23 protein-coding genes are annotated in these 18942 nt (G+C 40.6%); 4 read left to right on the top strand and 19 right to left on the bottom strand.

What is annotated here, in order from left to right:
• Nucleotides 1–35 precede the first annotated feature (35 nt).
• Nucleotides 36–296, top strand: a complete 261-nt coding sequence (locus ACSBQP_RS02945) for a hypothetical protein (protein ID WP_008346413.1) — start codon at nucleotides 36–38, stop codon at nucleotides 294–296.
• A 117-nt stretch (nucleotides 297–413) separates the two neighbouring features.
• Entirely contained in the window at nucleotides 414–1082 is a 669-nt protein-coding gene (locus ACSBQP_RS02940; RefSeq protein WP_024718557.1) for a DUF4397 domain-containing protein, read from the top strand.
• Nucleotides 1083–1270: 188 nt separating this feature from the next.
• Here the strand turns inward: ACSBQP_RS02940 and ypmT are convergent, their stop codons facing one another.
• The 7 genes from ypmT to ilvA form a co-directional block, all read right to left on the bottom strand.
• Complete coding sequence (gene ypmT, locus ACSBQP_RS02935; RefSeq protein WP_008346409.1) at nucleotides 1271–1468, bottom strand: protein YpmT; 198 nt, start codon at nucleotides 1466–1468, stop codon at nucleotides 1271–1273.
• Between the two features lie 24 nt (nucleotides 1469–1492).
• A complete protein-coding gene (locus ACSBQP_RS02930; protein WP_007500787.1) occupies nucleotides 1493–2059 on the bottom strand; it encodes a YpmS family protein in 567 nt (188 codons plus the stop codon).
• A 9-nt stretch (nucleotides 2060–2068) separates the two neighbouring features.
• A complete protein-coding gene (locus ACSBQP_RS02925) occupies nucleotides 2069–2830 on the bottom strand; it encodes an SGNH/GDSL hydrolase family protein (protein ID WP_060832403.1) in 762 nt (253 codons plus the stop codon).
• 69 nt (nucleotides 2831–2899) lie between these two features.
• A complete protein-coding gene (locus ACSBQP_RS02920) occupies nucleotides 2900–3490 on the bottom strand; it encodes a cytochrome c oxidase assembly protein (protein WP_007500791.1) in 591 nt (196 codons plus the stop codon).
• A gap of 22 nt (nucleotides 3491–3512) precedes the next feature.
• Nucleotides 3513–4355: a DegV family protein gene (locus ACSBQP_RS02915; RefSeq protein ID WP_135227108.1), complete on the bottom strand. Its 843-nt coding sequence runs from the start codon at nucleotides 4353–4355 to the stop codon at nucleotides 3513–3515.
• 187 nt (nucleotides 4356–4542) lie between these two features.
• Nucleotides 4543–4794 (bottom strand): YpmP family protein, encoded by a 252-nt coding sequence (locus ACSBQP_RS02910; RefSeq protein WP_008346400.1) that lies wholly within the window; start codon nucleotides 4792–4794, stop codon nucleotides 4543–4545.
• A gap of 36 nt (nucleotides 4795–4830) precedes the next feature.
• Nucleotides 4831–6099, bottom strand: a complete 1269-nt coding sequence (gene ilvA, locus ACSBQP_RS02905; RefSeq protein ID WP_008346398.1) for a threonine ammonia-lyase IlvA — start codon at nucleotides 6097–6099, stop codon at nucleotides 4831–4833.
• A gap of 180 nt (nucleotides 6100–6279) precedes the next feature.
• On the opposite strand from ilvA, the gene ACSBQP_RS02900 reads away from it, so the two are divergent.
• Nucleotides 6280–7248 carry a sigma 54-interacting transcriptional regulator gene (locus ACSBQP_RS02900; RefSeq protein ID WP_144683868.1) on the top strand — a complete coding sequence of 323 codons (969 nt, stop codon included), beginning with the start codon at nucleotides 6280–6282 and terminating at the stop codon, nucleotides 7246–7248.
• Nucleotides 7249–7261: 13 nt separating this feature from the next.
• On the top strand, nucleotides 7262–7897 hold the full coding sequence (trhA, locus tag ACSBQP_RS02895; protein WP_008346394.1) for a PAQR family membrane homeostasis protein TrhA: 636 nt from the start codon (nucleotides 7262–7264) through the stop codon (nucleotides 7895–7897).
• 38 nt (nucleotides 7898–7935) lie between these two features.
• Here trhA and ACSBQP_RS02890 read toward each other — a convergent pair whose 3' ends face one another.
• From ACSBQP_RS02890 to ACSBQP_RS02835, 12 genes are all read right to left on the bottom strand, one after another.
• The gene (locus tag ACSBQP_RS02890; protein WP_435028178.1) at nucleotides 7936–8559 is read right to left on the bottom strand and encodes a lysophospholipid acyltransferase family protein; all 624 of its coding nucleotides are present in this window, start codon (nucleotides 8557–8559) and stop codon (nucleotides 7936–7938) included.
• 19 nt (nucleotides 8560–8578) lie between these two features.
• Entirely contained in the window at nucleotides 8579–9067 is a 489-nt protein-coding gene (folA, locus tag ACSBQP_RS02885) for a type 3 dihydrofolate reductase (protein WP_017359700.1), read from the bottom strand.
• Nucleotides 9064–9858: a thymidylate synthase gene (locus ACSBQP_RS02880; protein WP_017367468.1), complete on the bottom strand. Its 795-nt coding sequence runs from the start codon at nucleotides 9856–9858 to the stop codon at nucleotides 9064–9066. Before ACSBQP_RS02880 ends, folA begins: the two co-directional genes overlap by 4 nt.
• A 114-nt stretch (nucleotides 9859–9972) precedes the next feature.
• A complete protein-coding gene (locus ACSBQP_RS02875; protein ID WP_008346387.1) occupies nucleotides 9973–10500 on the bottom strand; it encodes a phosphatidylglycerophosphatase A family protein in 528 nt (175 codons plus the stop codon).
• Between the two features lie 18 nt (nucleotides 10501–10518).
• Nucleotides 10519–11136 carry a YpjP family protein gene (locus tag ACSBQP_RS02870; protein WP_007500816.1) on the bottom strand — a complete coding sequence of 206 codons (618 nt, stop codon included), beginning with the start codon at nucleotides 11134–11136 and terminating at the stop codon, nucleotides 10519–10521.
• 266 nt (nucleotides 11137–11402) lie between these two features.
• The gene (locus ACSBQP_RS02865; protein WP_025207514.1) at nucleotides 11403–12200 is read right to left on the bottom strand and encodes a class I SAM-dependent methyltransferase; all 798 of its coding nucleotides are present in this window, start codon (nucleotides 12198–12200) and stop codon (nucleotides 11403–11405) included.
• Nucleotides 12201–12265: 65 nt separating this feature from the next.
• Nucleotides 12266–12700: a BrxA/BrxB family bacilliredoxin gene (locus ACSBQP_RS02860; RefSeq protein WP_435028177.1), complete on the bottom strand. Its 435-nt coding sequence runs from the start codon at nucleotides 12698–12700 to the stop codon at nucleotides 12266–12268.
• An 81-nt stretch (nucleotides 12701–12781) separates the two neighbouring features.
• Nucleotides 12782–14458, bottom strand: coding sequence for a dihydroxy-acid dehydratase (gene ilvD, locus ACSBQP_RS02855; protein ID WP_007500822.1), 1677 nt, complete (start codon nucleotides 14456–14458; stop codon nucleotides 12782–12784).
• A 310-nt stretch (nucleotides 14459–14768) separates the two neighbouring features.
• The gene (locus ACSBQP_RS02850; RefSeq protein ID WP_025207516.1) at nucleotides 14769–15908 is read right to left on the bottom strand and encodes a conserved virulence factor C family protein; all 1140 of its coding nucleotides are present in this window, start codon (nucleotides 15906–15908) and stop codon (nucleotides 14769–14771) included.
• Between the two features lie 30 nt (nucleotides 15909–15938).
• Nucleotides 15939–16562: an HD domain-containing protein gene (locus tag ACSBQP_RS02845; RefSeq protein WP_113747245.1), complete on the bottom strand. Its 624-nt coding sequence runs from the start codon at nucleotides 16560–16562 to the stop codon at nucleotides 15939–15941.
• A gap of 2 nt (nucleotides 16563–16564) precedes the next feature.
• Entirely contained in the window at nucleotides 16565–17047 is a 483-nt protein-coding gene (locus ACSBQP_RS02840) for a glutathione peroxidase (protein ID WP_007500827.1), read from the bottom strand.
• A 74-nt stretch (nucleotides 17048–17121) separates the two neighbouring features.
• Nucleotides 17122–18804, bottom strand: a complete 1683-nt coding sequence (locus ACSBQP_RS02835) for a formate--tetrahydrofolate ligase (RefSeq protein ID WP_435028176.1) — start codon at nucleotides 18802–18804, stop codon at nucleotides 17122–17124.
• Between the last annotated feature and the right edge of the window lie 138 nt (nucleotides 18805–18942).

The following is an 18942-nucleotide window of genomic DNA, read 5'->3' as shown; positions in this document are numbered from 1 at the left end:
GAGGACATGCTACGGATAAAAAGGTGGAATGAACCATGACAAGTCCATATCTTTGTCCGAACTGCAAAACCAACAGAACGCGTTTTAATCTCATCGAGCAGCATTCAGAACCTGTGAAACTTGATCCAGCAACTGGAGCGATTGTCGAAACATATGAAGGAGATCAGCTTTCTCCTTTTCACATGAACTATCAAGGACCGAAAATCAAAGTCCAGTGCGGCGTTTGCGGATTAATTGAGGATGAAAAAACGTTCATTAAGTTGGCTGAATATCATCAATATTCATCTCCTTCTTAATACGAGAGCCTGACAAAAAGTGTCAGGCTTTTTTCTATGTTTCTTTTGCCTATACAGATCGTCCCTTTCTTGCATACGCTACAAAAAACACATTGCAGAGAAAGAAGGGATAAAGACGTGCAGCAGCTCTACGAGATGAATCAATTTCTATATCGTCCATTAGCTACCTTTCCCCCATACCATCCGAGAAACACCATTTCCAAAGCTGTTATTCGATTATTTCACGCTGCACCGGATTTAAGTGAGCTTGCTGTATTTGTAAATCAGCAGCCAATCCAAAAAAAGCTACCATACGGTCAGCTGTCTGCTTATATGGAATGGGATGAGGGTGTTTATGAGATAGAAGTATTCAAGCTGGCTACAAAAGAAAGAATTCTTTCTTCTCGTATGATGATTAATGGAAACGAGACTTACACGCTATGTATCACAGGAGCTCGTACCGGCTTTGCGCTGCTCACAGAAAAGCAAGACTCGCTGATTAAGCAAGAAGAGCTATCAGCACTCACGTTTATCCAGCTGTCACCAGACCTCCCTTTCATTGATATATATGAACGAGATCAAGGCATGTTATCAAAGGAACTCGGATATGTGAACGGCACCCAAACCCACCACTTCTCTCCGAATAAGTATCACTTTGAATTAAAAGCTGCCGGTACTCAAAGTGTACTGCTAGATATTCCGAAAGTTCACCTGCAAACAAAGCGGGCCTATCTTATTTTACTTCATGGATTTGCAAACGGAGAGCCAGAGCTAATGGCAAAAGTCGTCTTGTCTCACCAAATGTAAAAAGAGCCTTTCCAAATGGAAAAGGCTCTCAGCGTGTAGACAAAGCCTCGCATTCGGTGTCAGTCCTGCGTGCCGGTGCTCACGAATGTCACATTCACTCTGCGCCAGTACTCGTCCTTCCTAGAATACAAAGGTTTTCTATTCCGCTGAAAAGAAGACAAACAGCCTTTCCAAATGGAAAAGGCTATTTACGAGACATCTTCAGCTTTTTCTTGTTTTTGAAAATCAAAAGCAAGAATCATGGTACCTAAAAATAATGCACAATAGGCGATATTTAAGTAAAACTGGTCGATATTTTCTGCTTTTAAATGAGAGGCAGCTGTCATGCCAAAGTATGCAGCAAATAAGAGCGACAGTAAACTAAAATATTGATAGACTCGCTTCATCGTTTCACTCCTGACTTACACGTTCTATTGCTTTGGGTGATAATATGAGAATTCAATTTCATCATTCTCAAGATCAATTTTGTTCGCTTTGACATACATATCATTCGTCAGCGGCATTTCTGAAAGGCGCACTTCCACCGTTTTTTGGTCTGGTTTCACATGAACGAAATCAGGCAGTTCATAGAATTGACCCATGTAGCTTAAAACAAAACTGATTGGGATGCTTAATTGTCCAATTGAAAAGTCATCTACTTTCAGCAGAACATCCCCGTTATCTTCAACAGTTGGTGTAAATGATACATTTGCATTAATCGTTGAAGAAAAAGCTTTGATTGCACCTGTTACTTTCACATCTTGGTCAATCGCAACATGAAAGTCGGGCATATCGCTTGATCCTTGGTTTTTCAAATAATCATTGACAAAGCTGGTGAGCGACTCTTTTGAACTAGAAATGTTAAAAGCATACTCGCTGTTCACTTCTTTTTTCGAAGCGGATTGATCGCTCGGCAGCAGCATAAAAATACCGCATACAAGAACAATTAATAGATTAATTGACAGTAAAATAAAAAATAAACTCTTCCATTTTTTCATCTTTTCACCCTATTCCTTCGGCAGTCCTTCTTTTTTCACTTCTGAGAATAAACGATTTGCCATAAGAGAGTACCCCTTTTGGTTTGGGTGGAAATCATCATCTGCCAGTAATTTTTCATCTTGATCATCTTCAAATAAATCTGCTACATCGATCATATCAGCATTGCCGTCTTTTTTTAGTTCTTTTTCGGCAGCAGCATTCCAGTCTTTGACGACCTCATCAATATCTCTCAGCTCAGACAAGCTGAACTTAAAAGGATTGTACATACTGACATACATGATCTTTGCATGGTCATTATGCTCTCTTAATTGAGCAAGAATGGCCTTAAAACGCTCTTCAAAAGGACCTTGCTCTTTTTGAAAAGGAGCAAATGTCAAGTTGAGCACATTTTGTCGGACGACATGCATTAAGTCATTTCCGCCGATCGTAAAGAAAATATAATCAGCGTCTTTCAGTCCATCCTGCACTTTTTTTTCTTTTAATCTTTTTAATAAATCTACCGTTCTACTGCCTTTAATGGCATAGTTTTTTAATGTAACAGACTGTACACCGTCCTCCGCTTCTATCTTGTCACGGGTGATGCCGGCATACCCTTTTTTATTTTGATCTCCGATTCCTTCTGTTAAGGAATCTCCAACCGCTGCGATCGTAATATGTTCTTTTACGTTTTGTGTGTCTTCTAGTTTATCCTTTATGCCAGCCTCTTGTGCGGAACATGCAGAAAGAACAAAAGCTAGAGACATCACAATCAAAATCAAACGAGCCTTCAAACGATGATGTCCCTCCTTTTTCTGATTAAAAAAGTGTATCATGTTTTCGCTCATTTGAACATCCTTATGCTAGCTTCGATTCAGTGTTTTGATGTCCTTGATGATTTCATCATATGGCGTATTTTGAACACCATCATAGTTTTTCATCACTTTTCCTTCTTGATCAACGAGAAAAAACAGAGATTGGTGTATCACTTGGTCTTCGTCTTCAGGTTTTTTCACAATCGTCTTAAAACTTTTCATTGCAAATTTTTCAATCGCTGACTGCGAGTAACCAGTGAGAAAATCCCAATTTTTAAAGGATAATGGATATGCTTTTGCAAATTCCTTTAGCTTTTTCGGTGAATCCACCTCTGGATCGACGCTAAATGAAATAATGTGCGCATCCAATTTTTCTTCTTTTAACCGTTTTTGTAGCTCTGTCATATGTGCGGTCATCGGCGGGCAAATCGTTTCACAGCTTGTGAAAATAAAATCTGCCACCCAGACTTTCCCCTTTAAATCGTCGAGAGACACCTTTTGACCATCCTGGTTTTGATACTCAAACGGCTGGATTTGATAATTTAATGCATCCTTGATTTGTCCATTTGAACATGAGACTAAAAGAAGCACGCTTATAATCGTAAGCGCACCAAATAAGGCTCCCCTTTTTGTATACATGACCATTACATCCCCTTTTCAATCAATCGGTATAAAAAGTAAAGCCTATAGCGCCCTTACCAGTATGACAGGAAATAATCGGTGTTGTATAAGCGATGTCAACTAGTGCATCAGGTGTGTGATCAAGCAGTGCTGCTTTAAGCTTTTCTGCAAGTTCTAATGCGTCTGCATGTGCAATCCCAATGGCCTGAACGGTTTTCCCTTTCACCGCCTGTACATACTGTTTTGTCAAATAGCGGACAAGAGCGGAGTAACTTCTCACATTCGCTTCTGGTGTGTATATGCCGTCTGTTAAGCTGGCAATTGGTTTAATATGAAGAAGTGAACCGATCAGCGCCTTTCCTCTTCCAATTCGTCCACCTTTCACGAGATTTTCTAATGTATCGATTGTGACAAATAGCTTTGTTTTAAGACGAATTTTGTCCATTTCTTTGAGGATGTCATCACGGCTTGCCCCTTTGTTTGCAAGCTCTGCTGCTTTGGTGACTTGAAACCCTAAACCATAGGAAATAAAATTCGAATCAATGACAGTGATATTCCCGTCTACCATTTTAGAAGCGCTTTCAGCAGTTTGAACCGTACCACTCATCCCACCAGTTAAATGGATACTAATGACTTCGCTTCCATCTGCCGTCAGTTTTTCATATAATTCGACGAATTGACCGATCGCAGGTTGAGACGTTTTCGGCAGTTCCTCAGCGGCCTCCATTTTTTCAATAAATTCATCTGGCTGTATGTTCACTCGGTCAATATAATCAACCCCAGAAATGGAGATATTGAGCGGAATGACATGAATGGAAAGATCATTGATTTTTTCTTGCGGAAGGTCCACAGTTGAATCTGTTACAATTTTAATTTGTTTCACTATCGTCTCATCCTTGCTGTCTTAGTCTTTACATATGATATTACCTTATTTCGTGCATACTTGAAAACAACTGTCAGAACGTTTTTGAAATTGTCACATTTTCTTCTTTTCATGTAAAAAATCCTTGCCAAGATGAGTAGCCCCCATTTGAAAATGGCCGCTCACTCTCTTTGGCAAAGATTCCAATTTACGCATTGTGTTTCAATGTAGGCTCTTGATAGATCTGTTCATATGTGCTCCACTTGACGTTACGTTTCACATCCTCCCTGAAAGAGTACACATGCCTCTTTCCCTTAGATACATAGACTTTTTTCAAGAAAGCTTCAAGTCTAAAGGTGAGCATGAAACCATAGGATTCATCTCCCTTTAAAACAGGGACTTCTGTTACCTTGATCTGAGCTCCATCCATCCGTCTAAAACATATTGTTTTGAGCAGCACAAACGATCAATCCTCTTTTCCAATTATCTGTTAAGCCTAAATAAATAGGTGGAATAAATCTTGATCTTTATTCACTTCAACATAGTGAAAGCCTTTTTTATTCATTCGGTCAATCAGCGCTGCATAGTCATCTCTTTCTTTCAATTCGATACCAACAAGCGCAGGTCCTTTGCTTCGGTTATTCTTTTTCGTATATTCAAAGCGTGAGATATCATCATTTGGCCCTAACACTTCATCTAAAAATTCCCTGAGAGCACCTGCTCTTTGCGGAAAATTAACGATGAAATAATGCTGGAGACCTTCATAAATCATGGAGCGTTCCTTGATTTCTTGCATTCGGCCAATGTCATTATTGCCTCCACTGACAATACAAACGACATTTTTCCCTTTAATCTCCTCACGATGTGCATCTAAAGCTGCGATCGGTAAAGCACCCGCTGGCTCAGCTACAATGGCACATTGATTATACAGCTCTAAAATGGTTGTACATACTTTTCCTTCTGGTACAAGACTAATCTTATCGACAACAGACTGAAGCGATGTAAACGTCTTTTCGCCAATCCGCTGAACCGCTGCTCCATCTACAAACTTATCTATTGAATCAAGTGTGACAACCTCCCCTTTCTCATGGGAAGCATGAAGTGAGGCGGCACCAAGCGGCTCGACTGCAATTATTTCTGTTTCTGGTGCGATATTTTTCATATATGTTCCAACGCCAGATAACAAACCTCCGCCCCCAACACTTGCAAATAAAAAGTGAGGCTCCACTTCGATATCATTTAATATTTCTACAGCAGTTGTTCCTTGTCCTGCCATGACATCTAAATCATCAAATGGATGGATAAATTCCCGCTTTTCCTTATCTCCGCATTTGACTGCTTCATGATACGAATCATCAAAGGTATCTCCGGTTAAGATAATGTCAACATATTCTTTTCCGAAAAGCTCCACTTGAGATACTTTTTGCCTTGGCGTGGTAGCAGGCATAAAAATTTTCCCGTGGATACCTAAATATTTGCAAGAATAGGCAACGCCTTGTGCGTGATTTCCTGCACTGGCACAGACAATGCCGTTTTCTAGTTTTTCTTTTGGCAACTGGCTCATTTTATTAAAAGCGCCTCTTAATTTAAAAGAACGAACAACTTGCAGGTCCTCTCTTTTTAAGTAGACATTACATTCATATCGTTCAGAAAGTCGCTCATTTTTTTGAAGTGGTGTATGAATCACTACATCCTTCAAATTTTGATGGGCTTTTAAGATGTCTTTCACTTGAATTAGCGTGTTTTCTTTGAGCAACGGTTTCATGTACAAGATCCTTTCTCTTTAACCTTATTTAATTTGTCATTATAACATGAATATTCAAAAAATAAACCAATAGATCATGGATCGGAGATAAATTTCATGAACTTTTTCGTTTTTCTATACATTTGTTCTAATTGGGTGTTATAATAAAACCAATTAGAACCAAAAGAAAGGAATCGCTCGATGACCACACATCCGTTTGCTTCTATATATGGAGAACACCAAGATATAAAACACGCCATTCATTTGGCTAAACAATTCACGAAAAACGATCAGCCTGTGTTGATCACAGGTGAAATTGGAACAGGCAAATCACGCTTTGCAAAAGAAATGACCAATACATTTGCTACGCAGGCTTCGATGAAACATATCTACTGCCCCATTGTAGATGAAGTGACTTTGCAGGAAGCATTTACTCATGCGGCAAATCATGTGCTTTATTTAGACGAAATCAGCGCATTCAGTATTCCTATGCAGCATCAGGTCATTCGTTTTCTCGAAGTTTCTCCTGCAACAAAAATCATTGCTTCTTCGTCTTTATCATTAGAGGCGATGAGCGTTTCGTCCAATTTTTTACCTGAGCTGTTTTATCGGCTCAATGTGCTTCACATCCCTCTCCCGCCTTTAGAAGATCGAAAAACAGATATTCCTATTTTAACCGCTGCTTTCTTTCAAGAACTGAACATGACGCCTGACATCGACTCAAGTGTGTGGGAAGTCTTACAGCAATATTCGTTTGAAGGGAATGTCCAAGAGCTCAAAAATATCGTTCATTATGCAGCCGCGATCCTCGAAGGGCAAACAGTTTTCTTGCATCACTTGCCACCTTTTGTATTATTACCTCAACAAACAGCTGGTAAAGGAAAAAAAGAAGAACACCAGCTCACGCTTATGGAGAAACAAGAATTTGTTTTCTTACTCGAAGCCATTAAGTCTCTAAATGAAAAAGGAGAAGCAGCCAGCAGACGTATCTTGTCTGAGTTAAGCAAACAAGGCGACATCCCGCTGACCCCTCAACAAGTAAGGAGTCGATTAGATGATCTTGAGAAAAAAGCCTATGTGACAAAAGGGAAAGGCAGAGCTGGAACGAAGATTACACTTGAAGGTCTCTCATTTCTGAAGTCGCTTGATGGTTATATACCGGTTCAATAAAGGAGGACATCCATTGTTTACTGTAAAAGAAGAAATTGCCAACGCGATTACACATGGCATTGGCGTCATTTTATCCATTCCCGCCATTGTTTTTCTCGTTTTATTCGCTGTTCAATACGGCACTGTCACTGACATTATTAGCTTTTCGATATTTGGCGCGTCGATGCTGCTGCTTTATTTAAGCTCTACTTTGCTTCATAGCATTCGGCACAAAAAAACAAAAGATGTATTTGAAATCCTTGACCACTCTGCGATTTATGTATTGATTGCTGGTACATATACGCCATTTTTGCTTGGCCCATTAAAAGGCGCACTTGGCTATACTCTTCTTGCAATCGTATGGGCGCTCGCTGCAGGCGGTATCGTCTTTAAGATCTTTTTCGTCAAACGGTTTATCATTGTATCCACCCTTGTTTATTTATTAATGGGCTGGATGATTATCATCGCAATTAAACCTCTGTACATTCAATTAACAGGAGCTGGATTCAGCCTCTTACTATTAGGCGGTATTTTGTATTCAGTCGGAACGATCTTTTATATTTGGCGGAAAATTCCCTATCATCATGCGATTTGGCACAGCTTTGTTCTCGGTGGAAGTGCATCCATGTTCTTCTGCATTCTATTTTATTGCGTCAACATCCCAGCATGATTAAAAAACCAGCATCCGAATGTGGATGCTGGTTTTTTCTATGCGCGCTTTTGTGCGTAATCACTCATCTTGACCGGTGCTTTTATATGGATATCGACATTAACTGGACGAAGTCTTTTGACGATCTTCCCTGTTAAAAGACGGTCTGTACCGCTTGTTTCAACCGGAACAAGTGAGCAGTTACATTCTTCAGCAAGCGTTTCTGCCATGACACGATACTGTTCAGAAAGCAACAGACTCTGGCCAGATAGAACTCTTTCTCTTGCTTCTTCTATTAACGCCTCATCAGATTGATTCTGCTTGATCACCGCCATCTTCTTCAACCATTGTTTTAAGATGGGATAGCGAAACAGATGCGGTTTTGCCATAAAAGCAAATGGCTTCTCTAAGTGACCAATCAGCAATGTCGTCGTCACTGGATGATGTGCTTCTGTGACATAAATAACAGGGCCATCTGGCAGCTTTTTTTGCTGATGAATGGTCATGACCGATCCTGATTGATCAATACACCCTCTGGCAAACCTTTTTGCATGCTCATGGATGAGATGCATTCGTTTCGTATAGGAAATGCGTGGATCCGTTATTTCATGATCATACAAATGCCTTATACTTTTAAAAAAGGATACAACAACATAAATCGTTAAAAACCAATAACGAAACAACCGTACTCCTCCTACTCACTTATCCTTCTTTTCTGTCATAGACGACAAATTCATAATTGTAGGGGTTCTTTTCGTCACGATGGCCTTTTTCACGTGATACAACCGTCCAATGATCTTCATCGTAATAAGGGAAGAAACGGTCGCCTTCAAATGAATGATGAATGTGCGTGATATATAGACGATCTGCGTATGGCATCATTTCCTCATACAGCTTAGACCCGCCAATGATCAATAATTCTTCCTCGGTCTTCGCAATGGTTAAAATATCATCGATTGAATGGACTACCTCGCATCCTTCAGCTTGAAAAGAAGAACTTGTGGTCAACACGATATTCCGGCGGTTAGGCAGTGCTCGTCCAATTGATTCAAACGTTTTTCTGCCCATGACAATGGTATGGCCACTTGTGACTTTTTTAAAATACGCTAAATCAGCGGGTAAATGCCAAGGCATTTGATTATCTTTGCCAATGACTCTGTCTTTTCCTGTCGCCACTATCATGGAAATCATACACTGACTTCTCCTTTAATATGCGGATGTGGATCATAGTTCTCAAGCACAAAATCATCAAACGTAAAATCAAAAATACTTTTGACATCTCTAGTGATGCGAAGCTGCGGAAGTGTGCGCTCCTCACGCTCTAACTGCATTTTGACCTGCGGAAGATGATTTTGATAAATATGAGCATCTCCTAGCGTATGAATAAACTCTCCTGGCTCAAGGTTTGTCACTTTGGCAATCATCATCGTTAGTAGTGCATACGAAGCAATATTAAAAGGCACACCTAAAAAGATATCTGCCGAACGTTGATAGAGCTGGCACGATAATTTACCGTTTGATACATAAAATTGAAACAAGCAATGACAAGGAGGCAGCGCCATCTGATCAATTTCTCCTGGATTCCACGCACTGACAATCAATCTTCTCGAATTAGGATGATTCTCAATATCATGGATCAGCTTGCTGATCTGATCTACTGTCTCTCCGTCTCCACTCGCCCATGATCTCCACTGCGCACCATACACACGCCCTAGCTCTCCATTTTCATCTGCCCATTCATTCCAAATACGGACACCATTTTCTTGAAGATATTTGACATTTGTATCACCTTTTAAAAACCACAGTAACTCATGAATGATTGATTTCAGGTGTAATTTCTTTGTTGTTAATAAAGGAAACCCTTCCTGTAAATCAAATCTCATTTGGTAACCGAACGTGCTGATAGTGCCTGTTCCTGTTCTGTCACCTTTTTCATCCCCGTGCTGTAATACATGACGGCATAACTCTTTGTATTGTTTCATTTTTTTCATCCTTTATTTATGTTCTTGTTGTAGTTTACCTTATTTCTGCTTTTGTTGAAACCAATTGAAACCAAAAAAACATGTCTGCAAGATGAGCAGACATGTTTTTCTTTTTTATGCTTGATTCACTCGATCCTGCTCTTCGTCCTTAATATCTTGGTGAGAGTGAGCTATGCGACTTGCGGCGGCGGCGGCAAGCGCAGCGACAAGGTCATCAAGGAAGGTGTGTACTTCACCAGGACGACCTTCATCTAATTCTCTAATAATACCAAATTTCTCTTTGTCTAGATAACCGAAGTTGGTCAAACCGATTGATCCATATACATTGACAATGGAAAGCGGAATAATCTCATCAATTCCATATAGCGGTTCATCTGTTTCAACTAAATGCTGCAAAGGTTCTGGCAAAAGCTTTTTTTCTGCCAGCTGATCAAGCGCAAGTCCTGTCAAAACTGCGTGGACAATTTCCCTTTTATTCAGCACTTTTTCAACATTTTCAATGCAGACACTAAGTGGAAGATTTGGGTTGTATTTCTCTTGGAGTTTCAGCACAATGTGTGCAATATCTTCTATTTTCACTCCACGCTCGTTTAACATCTGTTTTGTAATGCGAACCATTTCGTTCATTGTATACTTTTTCAATTGGCATGACATCTCCTTCTAGTGGCTCATCCAGCTCGGCGGGGTGTTTTTATCCCAGTAAATATTACCGAGTTCATGATGCGTCTGGAATCCATCTTCTGCTGTATGGTAGTGAAAATTAAACCAATATCCGCTGTGAGGCGGCTGATCTCTCCTGACATGAAAACGAAGCAAATCTTCTCCAGTCTTTCTATTATAAATGTGGAAGATTTTTTCCCCATTTCCGCTTGAAGGTTGATCAGTTAAAACAACATCTTGAAATTTTTCGTCATCTTTGAAATTTGTTAAAAAGTCGGTTAACACTTGTTCAATTTTTGGTTGAATCTCTTCTCTATACTCGTCCTCAATGACAGGTGTGATTTTACGACCAAATTTGAGAAAGGATTGGTTTTCTGCACTTGATAGAACCTCTTGCTTATATTGCTCAAAGGGGTCTACCCGCTCTTTGTTGTCTTCTTGCGATAATTCCCAGCTGCGCGTATCATCTGATGTATCATAAACTGCTGTATAAGGTGCTTTATCAGATGAAGAAAGTTCAGATGGCTTGTCTGTCATCAAAGCCGATGGAGGAGAGATTAAACCAAAAGTCGCAATCGTAAAGAGTGCAACAAGCGTTTTTCTCATCCACATTTTCATGATATCTAATTCCTTCCATAAGTTATCATACTGCTATTCTAGCATATAATGAATTTTCAGTCATTCAATTTGGTCATTGAGTTGAGACTTTCTTTTTCATGATAAAACGTTTACAATGACAGTAACGACGACTAAAATTTGGGAGGAATGGATATGCTTGAAGGGTTTTTCATCACAGCTTCCTTGCTGACGTTATTTTATTTTGTCTATATGGAGATCACCGATTAAAAGCCCTGAAATAGGGCTTTTTTAATTGTTAAGAGTGATTAAAGTTTTGTTGATTTGTCTTCTTCTATTGAGATATATCCGTAATGGAATTGGGCGGTTTTACGTTTCATCACCTGAAATTGATAGGAATCAGTGGTAAATCGTGTGCTTTTCCAATGATCTTTTAAAACCACTCTTTTTCTAGCCACTCTCATTGCTTCTTTCACAGCGGTTTCATGGTCAAAATGATGCTCAGCTGCATGACGAAGCGGCATCATACTAGCAGACTCTTGTATGGTTTCTTCGAACATTGGGTCAAAATAGACGATATCATAGGATCGATCAGGGAGCTTCTTTAACTGCTCAATACTATCCCCGCTGATAACAGATATCCGTTTCATCGCTTCGTCTGCCTCTCTCACACCCGTTTCCCATGTGATGAGTCCTTCTCGAACAAGCAATGCCGTCATCGGATTTTTTTCAATACCGGCCACTTTTCCATTGGTTCCTGTAGTGCAGCTTGCGGTAATCGCATCAGATCCTAAGCCAAGCGTACAATCTAAAAAGGAATCGCCCGGCTTTAATTGTGCTGCTTCTATTAATGGATCTTTTTCCCCTCGCAGAACCCGCTTCACCCTAAACATCGCTGAGCTTGGATGGAAAAAGAACTTTTCACCATTTGGCTGATACCATTCAAATCGTTCTTTCCCAACAACGAGTACATCCCCCCGCTTGATCGCAAGCTGTTTGACAGATTGTTTGCGCCGCTCGATATACTCACCATGCAAGTCCTTTGCGAGGGCCTTTGCCGTTTCAATTGTTTGTTCATTTGCTCTAAAGCTTGTTGTAATGAGCATGACGTTCCTCCATCATAATCAAGAAAAAATGCCCTGATGGATCACAGGACATTTCAACATTTGTATTAGCAATGTTTTTCAAATGCAGATAAGACGTTCTTCATAATATCTTCCATTTCATGACCTTCAATTTCGTCACGCGGGATAAAGTGAACAAGTTCATTTCCTTTTAAAAGTGCCATAGATGGAGAAGATGGCTCCTCACCTGTGAAGTATTCTCTCATTTTAGCCGTAGCTTCCCGGTCCTGACCAGCAAAGACCGTCACAATTCGATCTGGTGCTTTTTCTGCTTTCATGACAGCTTGAGTAGCAGCAGGGCGTGCTAAACCAGCAGCACATCCGCATACGGAATTGACGACAACAAATGTTGTTCCTTCTGCTTTCTGCATCGTTTTTTCTACTTCTTCTTCAGTCGTCAACTCTTGAAACCCTGCACTTGTTAGTTCTTGGCGCATTGGTACGACGAGCTGACGCATATATTCTTCATATGCCATTGACATAAAAAAGCCCCCTCTATAATCCTTATGTTGTGAATAAAGGATACTATAGAGAGAGCCAATTTTCAAATGATCAATTTCACATTAAATTTTCATGATTCCGCCTGTATTGGCTGATGTCACAAGTTTTGAGTATCTGGCAAGGTAACCTGTTTTTACTTTTGGCTCAAAGCCTTTCCAGTTTGCTTTTCTTTTTTCCCATTCTTCTTCCGGGACATCTACACTTAAAATGCGTTTTTCGATATCAACAACGACATGATCACCATTTTCAACAAAGGCAAGCGGGCCGCCTTCTGCTGCCTCTGGAGAAACGTGTCCAATAGACAATCCGCGAGAAGCACCGGAGAATCGTCCGTCTGTAATTAAAGCAACCTTTGGACCAAGTCCCATTCCAACAATTTGTGAAGTTGGTGCAAGCATTTCAGGCATACCTGGACCGCCTTTAGGTCCTTCATAACGAATAATGACAACATGTCCTGCTTCTACTTTTCGATTAATGATTCCTTCAAGTGCTTCTTCTTGGGATTCAAATACGATCGCAGGTCCTTCATGACGTGTGATGCCGTCTTGTACACCGCCTGTTTTAATGATTGCTCCATCTGGCGCAAGGTTTCCAAATAAAACGGCTAAGCCGCCCTTTTCAGTAAATGGCTTGTCAATTGGATAAATGACGTTATAATCTTTTACCTCATGACCTGCAATGTTCTCGCCTAACGTTTTCGCTGTGACGGTCATGGTATCTAAATGAAGAGCCCCCTCTTTTTTGGACAATTCATTTAGTGCAGCAGTCACTCCGCCAGCTTCATGTAAATCTTCAATATATACATCTGAAGCTGGAGCAAGTTTCGATAAATGCGGCACTCGTTCTGCGACTTCATTGATACGCTCAAGTGAGTATTCAACGCCTGCTTCATTTGCAATCGCCAATGTATGAAGAACTGTATTGGTTGAACCACCAAGTGCCATATCTAAAGCAAATGCGTTATCAATCGCTTTTTCCGTGACAATATCACGTGGTTTAATGTCTTTTTTGATTAGCTCCATCAATTGTTTTGCTGACTTCTTCGCAAATTCTCTTCGTTCTGGTGAAGTCGCCAGAATGGTTCCATTTCCAGGAAGAGCAATCCCAAGCGCCTCTGCTAGACAGTTCATTGAGTTGGCTGTAAACATACCAGAGCAAGATCCGCATGTTGGACAGCCAAATTGCTCTAATTCATTTAATTCCTCTTCATTAATTTTCCCTGATTGGTATGCGCCTACGCCTTCAAAGACAGAAGAAAGAGAAATTTTTCTGCCATCACTTGTTCTCCCAGCTTCCATCGGTCCACCACTGACAAATACAGTTGGGATATTCACACGCATGGCAGCCATCATCATACCTGGCGTGATTTTATCACAGTTAGGAATACAAACCATGCCATCAAACCAGTGTGCAGACACCACGGTCTCTACTGAATCAGCAATGATTTCACGGCTTGGCAATGAATATCTCATCCCAATATGCCCCATCGCAATACCATCATCTACCCCGATTGTATTGAATTCAAATGGAACACCGCCAGCTTCACGAATGGCTTCTTTCACAATTTTTCCGAATTCCTGAAGATGGACATGCCCTGGGACAATATCAATATAGGAATTACATACGGCAATAAACGGCTTGCCAAAATCCTCATCTTTTACCCCAGCTGCTCTTAGTAAGCTTCGGTGAGGTGCTCTGTCAATTCCTTGTTTAATCATATTACTGCGAAGTTCTGCCATCTGTTTAAAAAGCCTCCTATACTACTAGTCTTGTTGACTGTATGATTTTGAGTTCATTTTATTTTACAAATTTTCTGTTTATTTAGCCACCTATAATAGATAGTGACTGATTTCTCTGCTGAAGCAAGTGCTCAGCAAGGATTGTGTCATAAAATCTGACCTCCAATATTCTATATTGGTACTACTATATAGAGTTTTTTCTCATATTTCAACAATATTCAAAATAATTTTTCTAAAAAAATTTTTCTGCCAATAAAAAAGCCATTTTCAGAAAACAAGCTGCCTTTTATTGGCAGCCTGCTCGTCTTTCTTATGATTCTGATGCATTTTTTCTACTTTCTGTCATTTGCTTCCACACAGAGCCTTTTGCTTCTTCTCCGTGCTCAATTCGTTCGATGGCCATTTTCACTTGAAGACTGACTTCAAATTCAGGGTCCTGCTCCGCTTCTTTTAAAGCTTCTAGTGCTGTTTCGTCACCTTCTTCATAAAGGAACATGGCCGCACGCCAGCGGACAAGCTTACTTGGGTCCTTTAAGGCTTGGATCATCGCTTCAATCGCACTAGGATCACCAAGATCTGAAATACAATCTCCAGCAGTTCTTCTAACCGTCACTGTTTTATCTTCAAGCCCTTTATACAAAATAGGCAAAATGTCTGGATCTTCAATCATGCCAGCATTCACAACAGCTTGTCTGCGAATCGATGTTTTTGGGTCCTCCATCGCTTTCATTAAAACAGGTATATCTTTTTTCTCTGGCTGCATTTGCTCTAAATGAGCAAAACGTTTCTTCCAATCTTCATCACGCAGCATCTCTTCTGTCACATCATATGCTTTTCGGTTCACTTGTTTATCTACAGCCTCTTGACCTTCCTTCACTGCCTCTGTTAAACGGGATAAACGCTCGTCGTCATATGCAGCTTGCAGCTCTTCTGTGACTTCTTGACCGATATCAGCAAATTCTCCAAAACGTACGCCATGTTCTTTCCACACACGTTCAAATACAACATTATCTGAACTGCTTCTTAGCTTTAAAATCGCTGCCTGGAAACGTTCAGGCATTCCAAATCGTTCTTCTCTTTCACCGTCTGTCAGCTTCACCTGCATCGGAATCCCATTAAACATTTGAACAAACACTTTGACTTCTCCAAATGTGTCATCACCTGACTGCGATTCTCCCTGAAGACCTTCTGTTTCTTGTCCAAAGGCTTCTCTGACTTGCTGTAAAATACCTTGCCAGTCAAATTTCGCATTGCGCTCAACCGCTAAGAAATCGGCTACATGGTAAACACCTTTTACACCTTCAATGGTTAAAATGCGCTTGATCATCTCTGGCGCTTCGTCTTTTTGATCTTTTTTGTAGTTATTGCTTTTACCGCCTGCAAGCGCTTCTGTCAAAATGACTTTCATTGTATTCGGGCTTGGCGTTGGTTCTATGGCAGTTATTTTCATCTATACATCCTCCTTACACACATAAAGACCCTACTCATCTGTAAGGCCGCATTCTTCTTTCCATGTCTTAATAAATAGACACATAAACTCATGCCGCTCATGAGCCAGCTGCTTTCCAGCACGTGTGTTCATCAAGTTTTTTAATTGAAGCAGCTTTTCTTGCATATGCAAAAGTACTGTGCCTTGGTGAGCACCCTCTGTATAGTGAGGCTCCCCTTTTGCACCTGCATATGTAAACACCCTTGCAATCCCAGTTGCACCTATCGCATCTAGCCGATCTGCATCTTGAACAATGGCCCCTTCTAATGTCACTGGCTGATGCTGCATATGCCGGTGACGAAAAGACATCGTTGTAATAATATCCATGATATAGCGAATATCTTGCGTGTCCACTTCCCACAAAAGGAGCTGCTGCTTGAGATCATGCGGTGAAAGCTTCCATTCACTAGACAGCTTGTCATCAATGACATCATGGATAATCGCTGCCATTTCAATGACAAAAAGCGACCCGCCCTCCTGTTGTGCAATATGGACGGCAAGCTGGCGCACACGATTGATATGAGCTTCATCGTGTCCAGTCGGTTCATTCTTTAGCTGTTTTGAAACAAAGGAGGCAGCTGCCTCCAATTGTTCTTGCTGCTTACTCAAATTCATGCTTATTTCTCCAAAAGAGCGATAATGGAGCTTTCTAATTCTTTCGGTGGTGTTTTAGGAGAAAATCGTTCAGTCACTTCTCCGTTTTGGTCAACGATAAATTTTGTAAAATTCCATTTCACCGTTTTTGTACCAAGCACACCTTTCGCATGACTCGTTAAGTATTTGAAAAGCGGATGCGCATTGTCACCATTGACATCTACTTTTGCAAACATCGGGAAGGTCACACCATAGTTTAACGAACAGAATTCTTGAATTGCTTCTTCCCCTTCTGGCTCTTGATTCATAAATTGATTGCACGGAAATCCTAAAATTTCAAGGCCCTTTTCATGATATTGATCGTATAACTCTTGTAATTGTTTAAATTGAGGGGTCAGTCCACATTTGCTCGCTGTGTTCACGATGATCAGTACTTTCCCTTTGTAATCTGCCATTGATTTTTCCTGACCGTTAATGGTCTTGACCTGAATATCATAAATTGACATCTCATAGCCTCCTAGGATTCACTTTTTCCTATCGTAACATGCTTCTTTTAGAAAATCGCTTTTTATGCTTTCTGCTAAAAGAGTCCAGTCACACTGCCGTCTTCTAATAAATCCATCTCAAGTGCCGCAGGTTTTTTAGGGAGACCTGGCATGGTCAGAATGCTTCCTGTTAGTGCAACGATAAAACCTGCTCCTACAGATGGTTTTAACTCTCGAATCGTAACGGTGAAGCCTTTTGGTCTGCCGATTAAAGCCGGATCATCCGATAGTGAATATTGCGTTTTTGCCATACAAACCGGCAAATGGGCCCAGCCATTTTTCTCAATTGCAGCTAGCTGCTTTCTTGCTTTTGATGTAAGGTTGACGCCGTCTGCACCATAAACCACTTTGGCGACTTTTGACAACTTTTCTTCAATGGAATCTTGCTCCTCATATAAATAAGAAAAGCTGTTTTCATTCTTTTCAATGAGTGTCGTGAGCTCTTCGGCAAGTGCTACGCCGCCAGCTCCCCCTTCTTCCCATACATTGACCGCTTTGACTGGATGTCCATTCGTTTCGCACCAGTTTTCTATTGCTTGAATTTCTTCTTTTGTATCGGTAATAAAACGGTTCACTGCAACGATATATGGTAGACCGAAGGCTTGCACTGTTTCAATATGCTTATCTAAATTATGTATACCTTCTAATACAGCCTGTGCATTTGCTTCCTTGAGCTCTGTTTTCTGCATTCCGCCATGCATTTTTAGCGCCCTGACAGTTGCTACAATGACAACAGCGCCTGGTTTAAAATCACCGGCTCTTGTTTTGATGTGAAGAAATTTTTCCGCTCCGAGGTCTGCACCAAATCCCGCTTCTGTTACGACGTAATCTGCTAGTTTTGCCGCCATTTTTGTGGCAATTAAACTATTGCATCCATGTGCAATATTGGCAAAAGGACCACCATGAACAAGGGCTGGAGTTCCTTCAATCGTTTGAACAAGGTTTGGTTTCAGCGCATCTTTTAATAGCAAGGTTAATACGCCTTCATATCCTAGATTTCCAACTGTGACCGGTTCACCTTCTTGATTGTAGGCAACAACAATAGAAGAAAGACGTTTTTTTAGATCGTTTAAGTCGTCTGCTAAACAGAGGATGGCCATCATTTCGGATGCAACCGTAATATCAAATCCATCTTCTCTAGGGTACCCATTTAATTGACCGCCAAGTCCTACGACCACTTGTCTTAGAGCACGATCGTTTAAATCTAACACTCGTTTCCATACAATTCGGCGTGCGTCGATCCCAAGCTCATTTCCGTGATGGATATGATTATCAATAAAAGCAGATAAAGCGTTATGTGCAGATGTAATCGCATGAAAATCCCCTGTGAAATGAAGATTGATTTCTTCCATAGGTAACACCTGTGAATATCCGCCGCCAGCTGCACCGCCTTTAATACCCATTGTGGGACCTAGTGAAGGTTCACGCATGGCAATAATCGCTTTTTTCCCAATTTTCTCGAAGGCTTGACCGAGGCCAACTGTTACGGTGGACTTCCCCTCACCTGCTGGCGTTGGGTTGATCGAAGTCACAAGAATCACATTTCCTTCTTTTTGTTCCTTTAAACGGTCAAAAATAGTCAAAGATATTTTCGCTTTTGTGAAACCATAGCATTCTAATTCTTCGTCATGTATGTGTAATTTTGCTGCGATGTCTTGAATCGGTCTCAGCTTTGCCTTTTGGGCAATGTCAATATCTGATAAATGCTTTGTGATCATGATTAATGGCCTCCTTTTTTGACAGAAACAGCTTTCTTTTTTGCTCTATTTTTCATTGTAACATAATTGAAACATTGAAATATCGCCAGAAAGTTCCTATAATGAAGTGAAATTAGCTTTGGTTCAGGGGGTGGCGAG

Source organism: Bacillus sp. G402 (assembly GCF_051172515.1).
In the GTDB taxonomy this organism is placed as follows: Bacteria; Bacillota; Bacilli; order Bacillales; family Bacillaceae; genus Bacillus; species Bacillus altitudinis.
The sequence above is the reverse complement of the archived record's forward strand: the minus strand, read 5'-3'. Positions and strand labels throughout refer to the sequence as shown.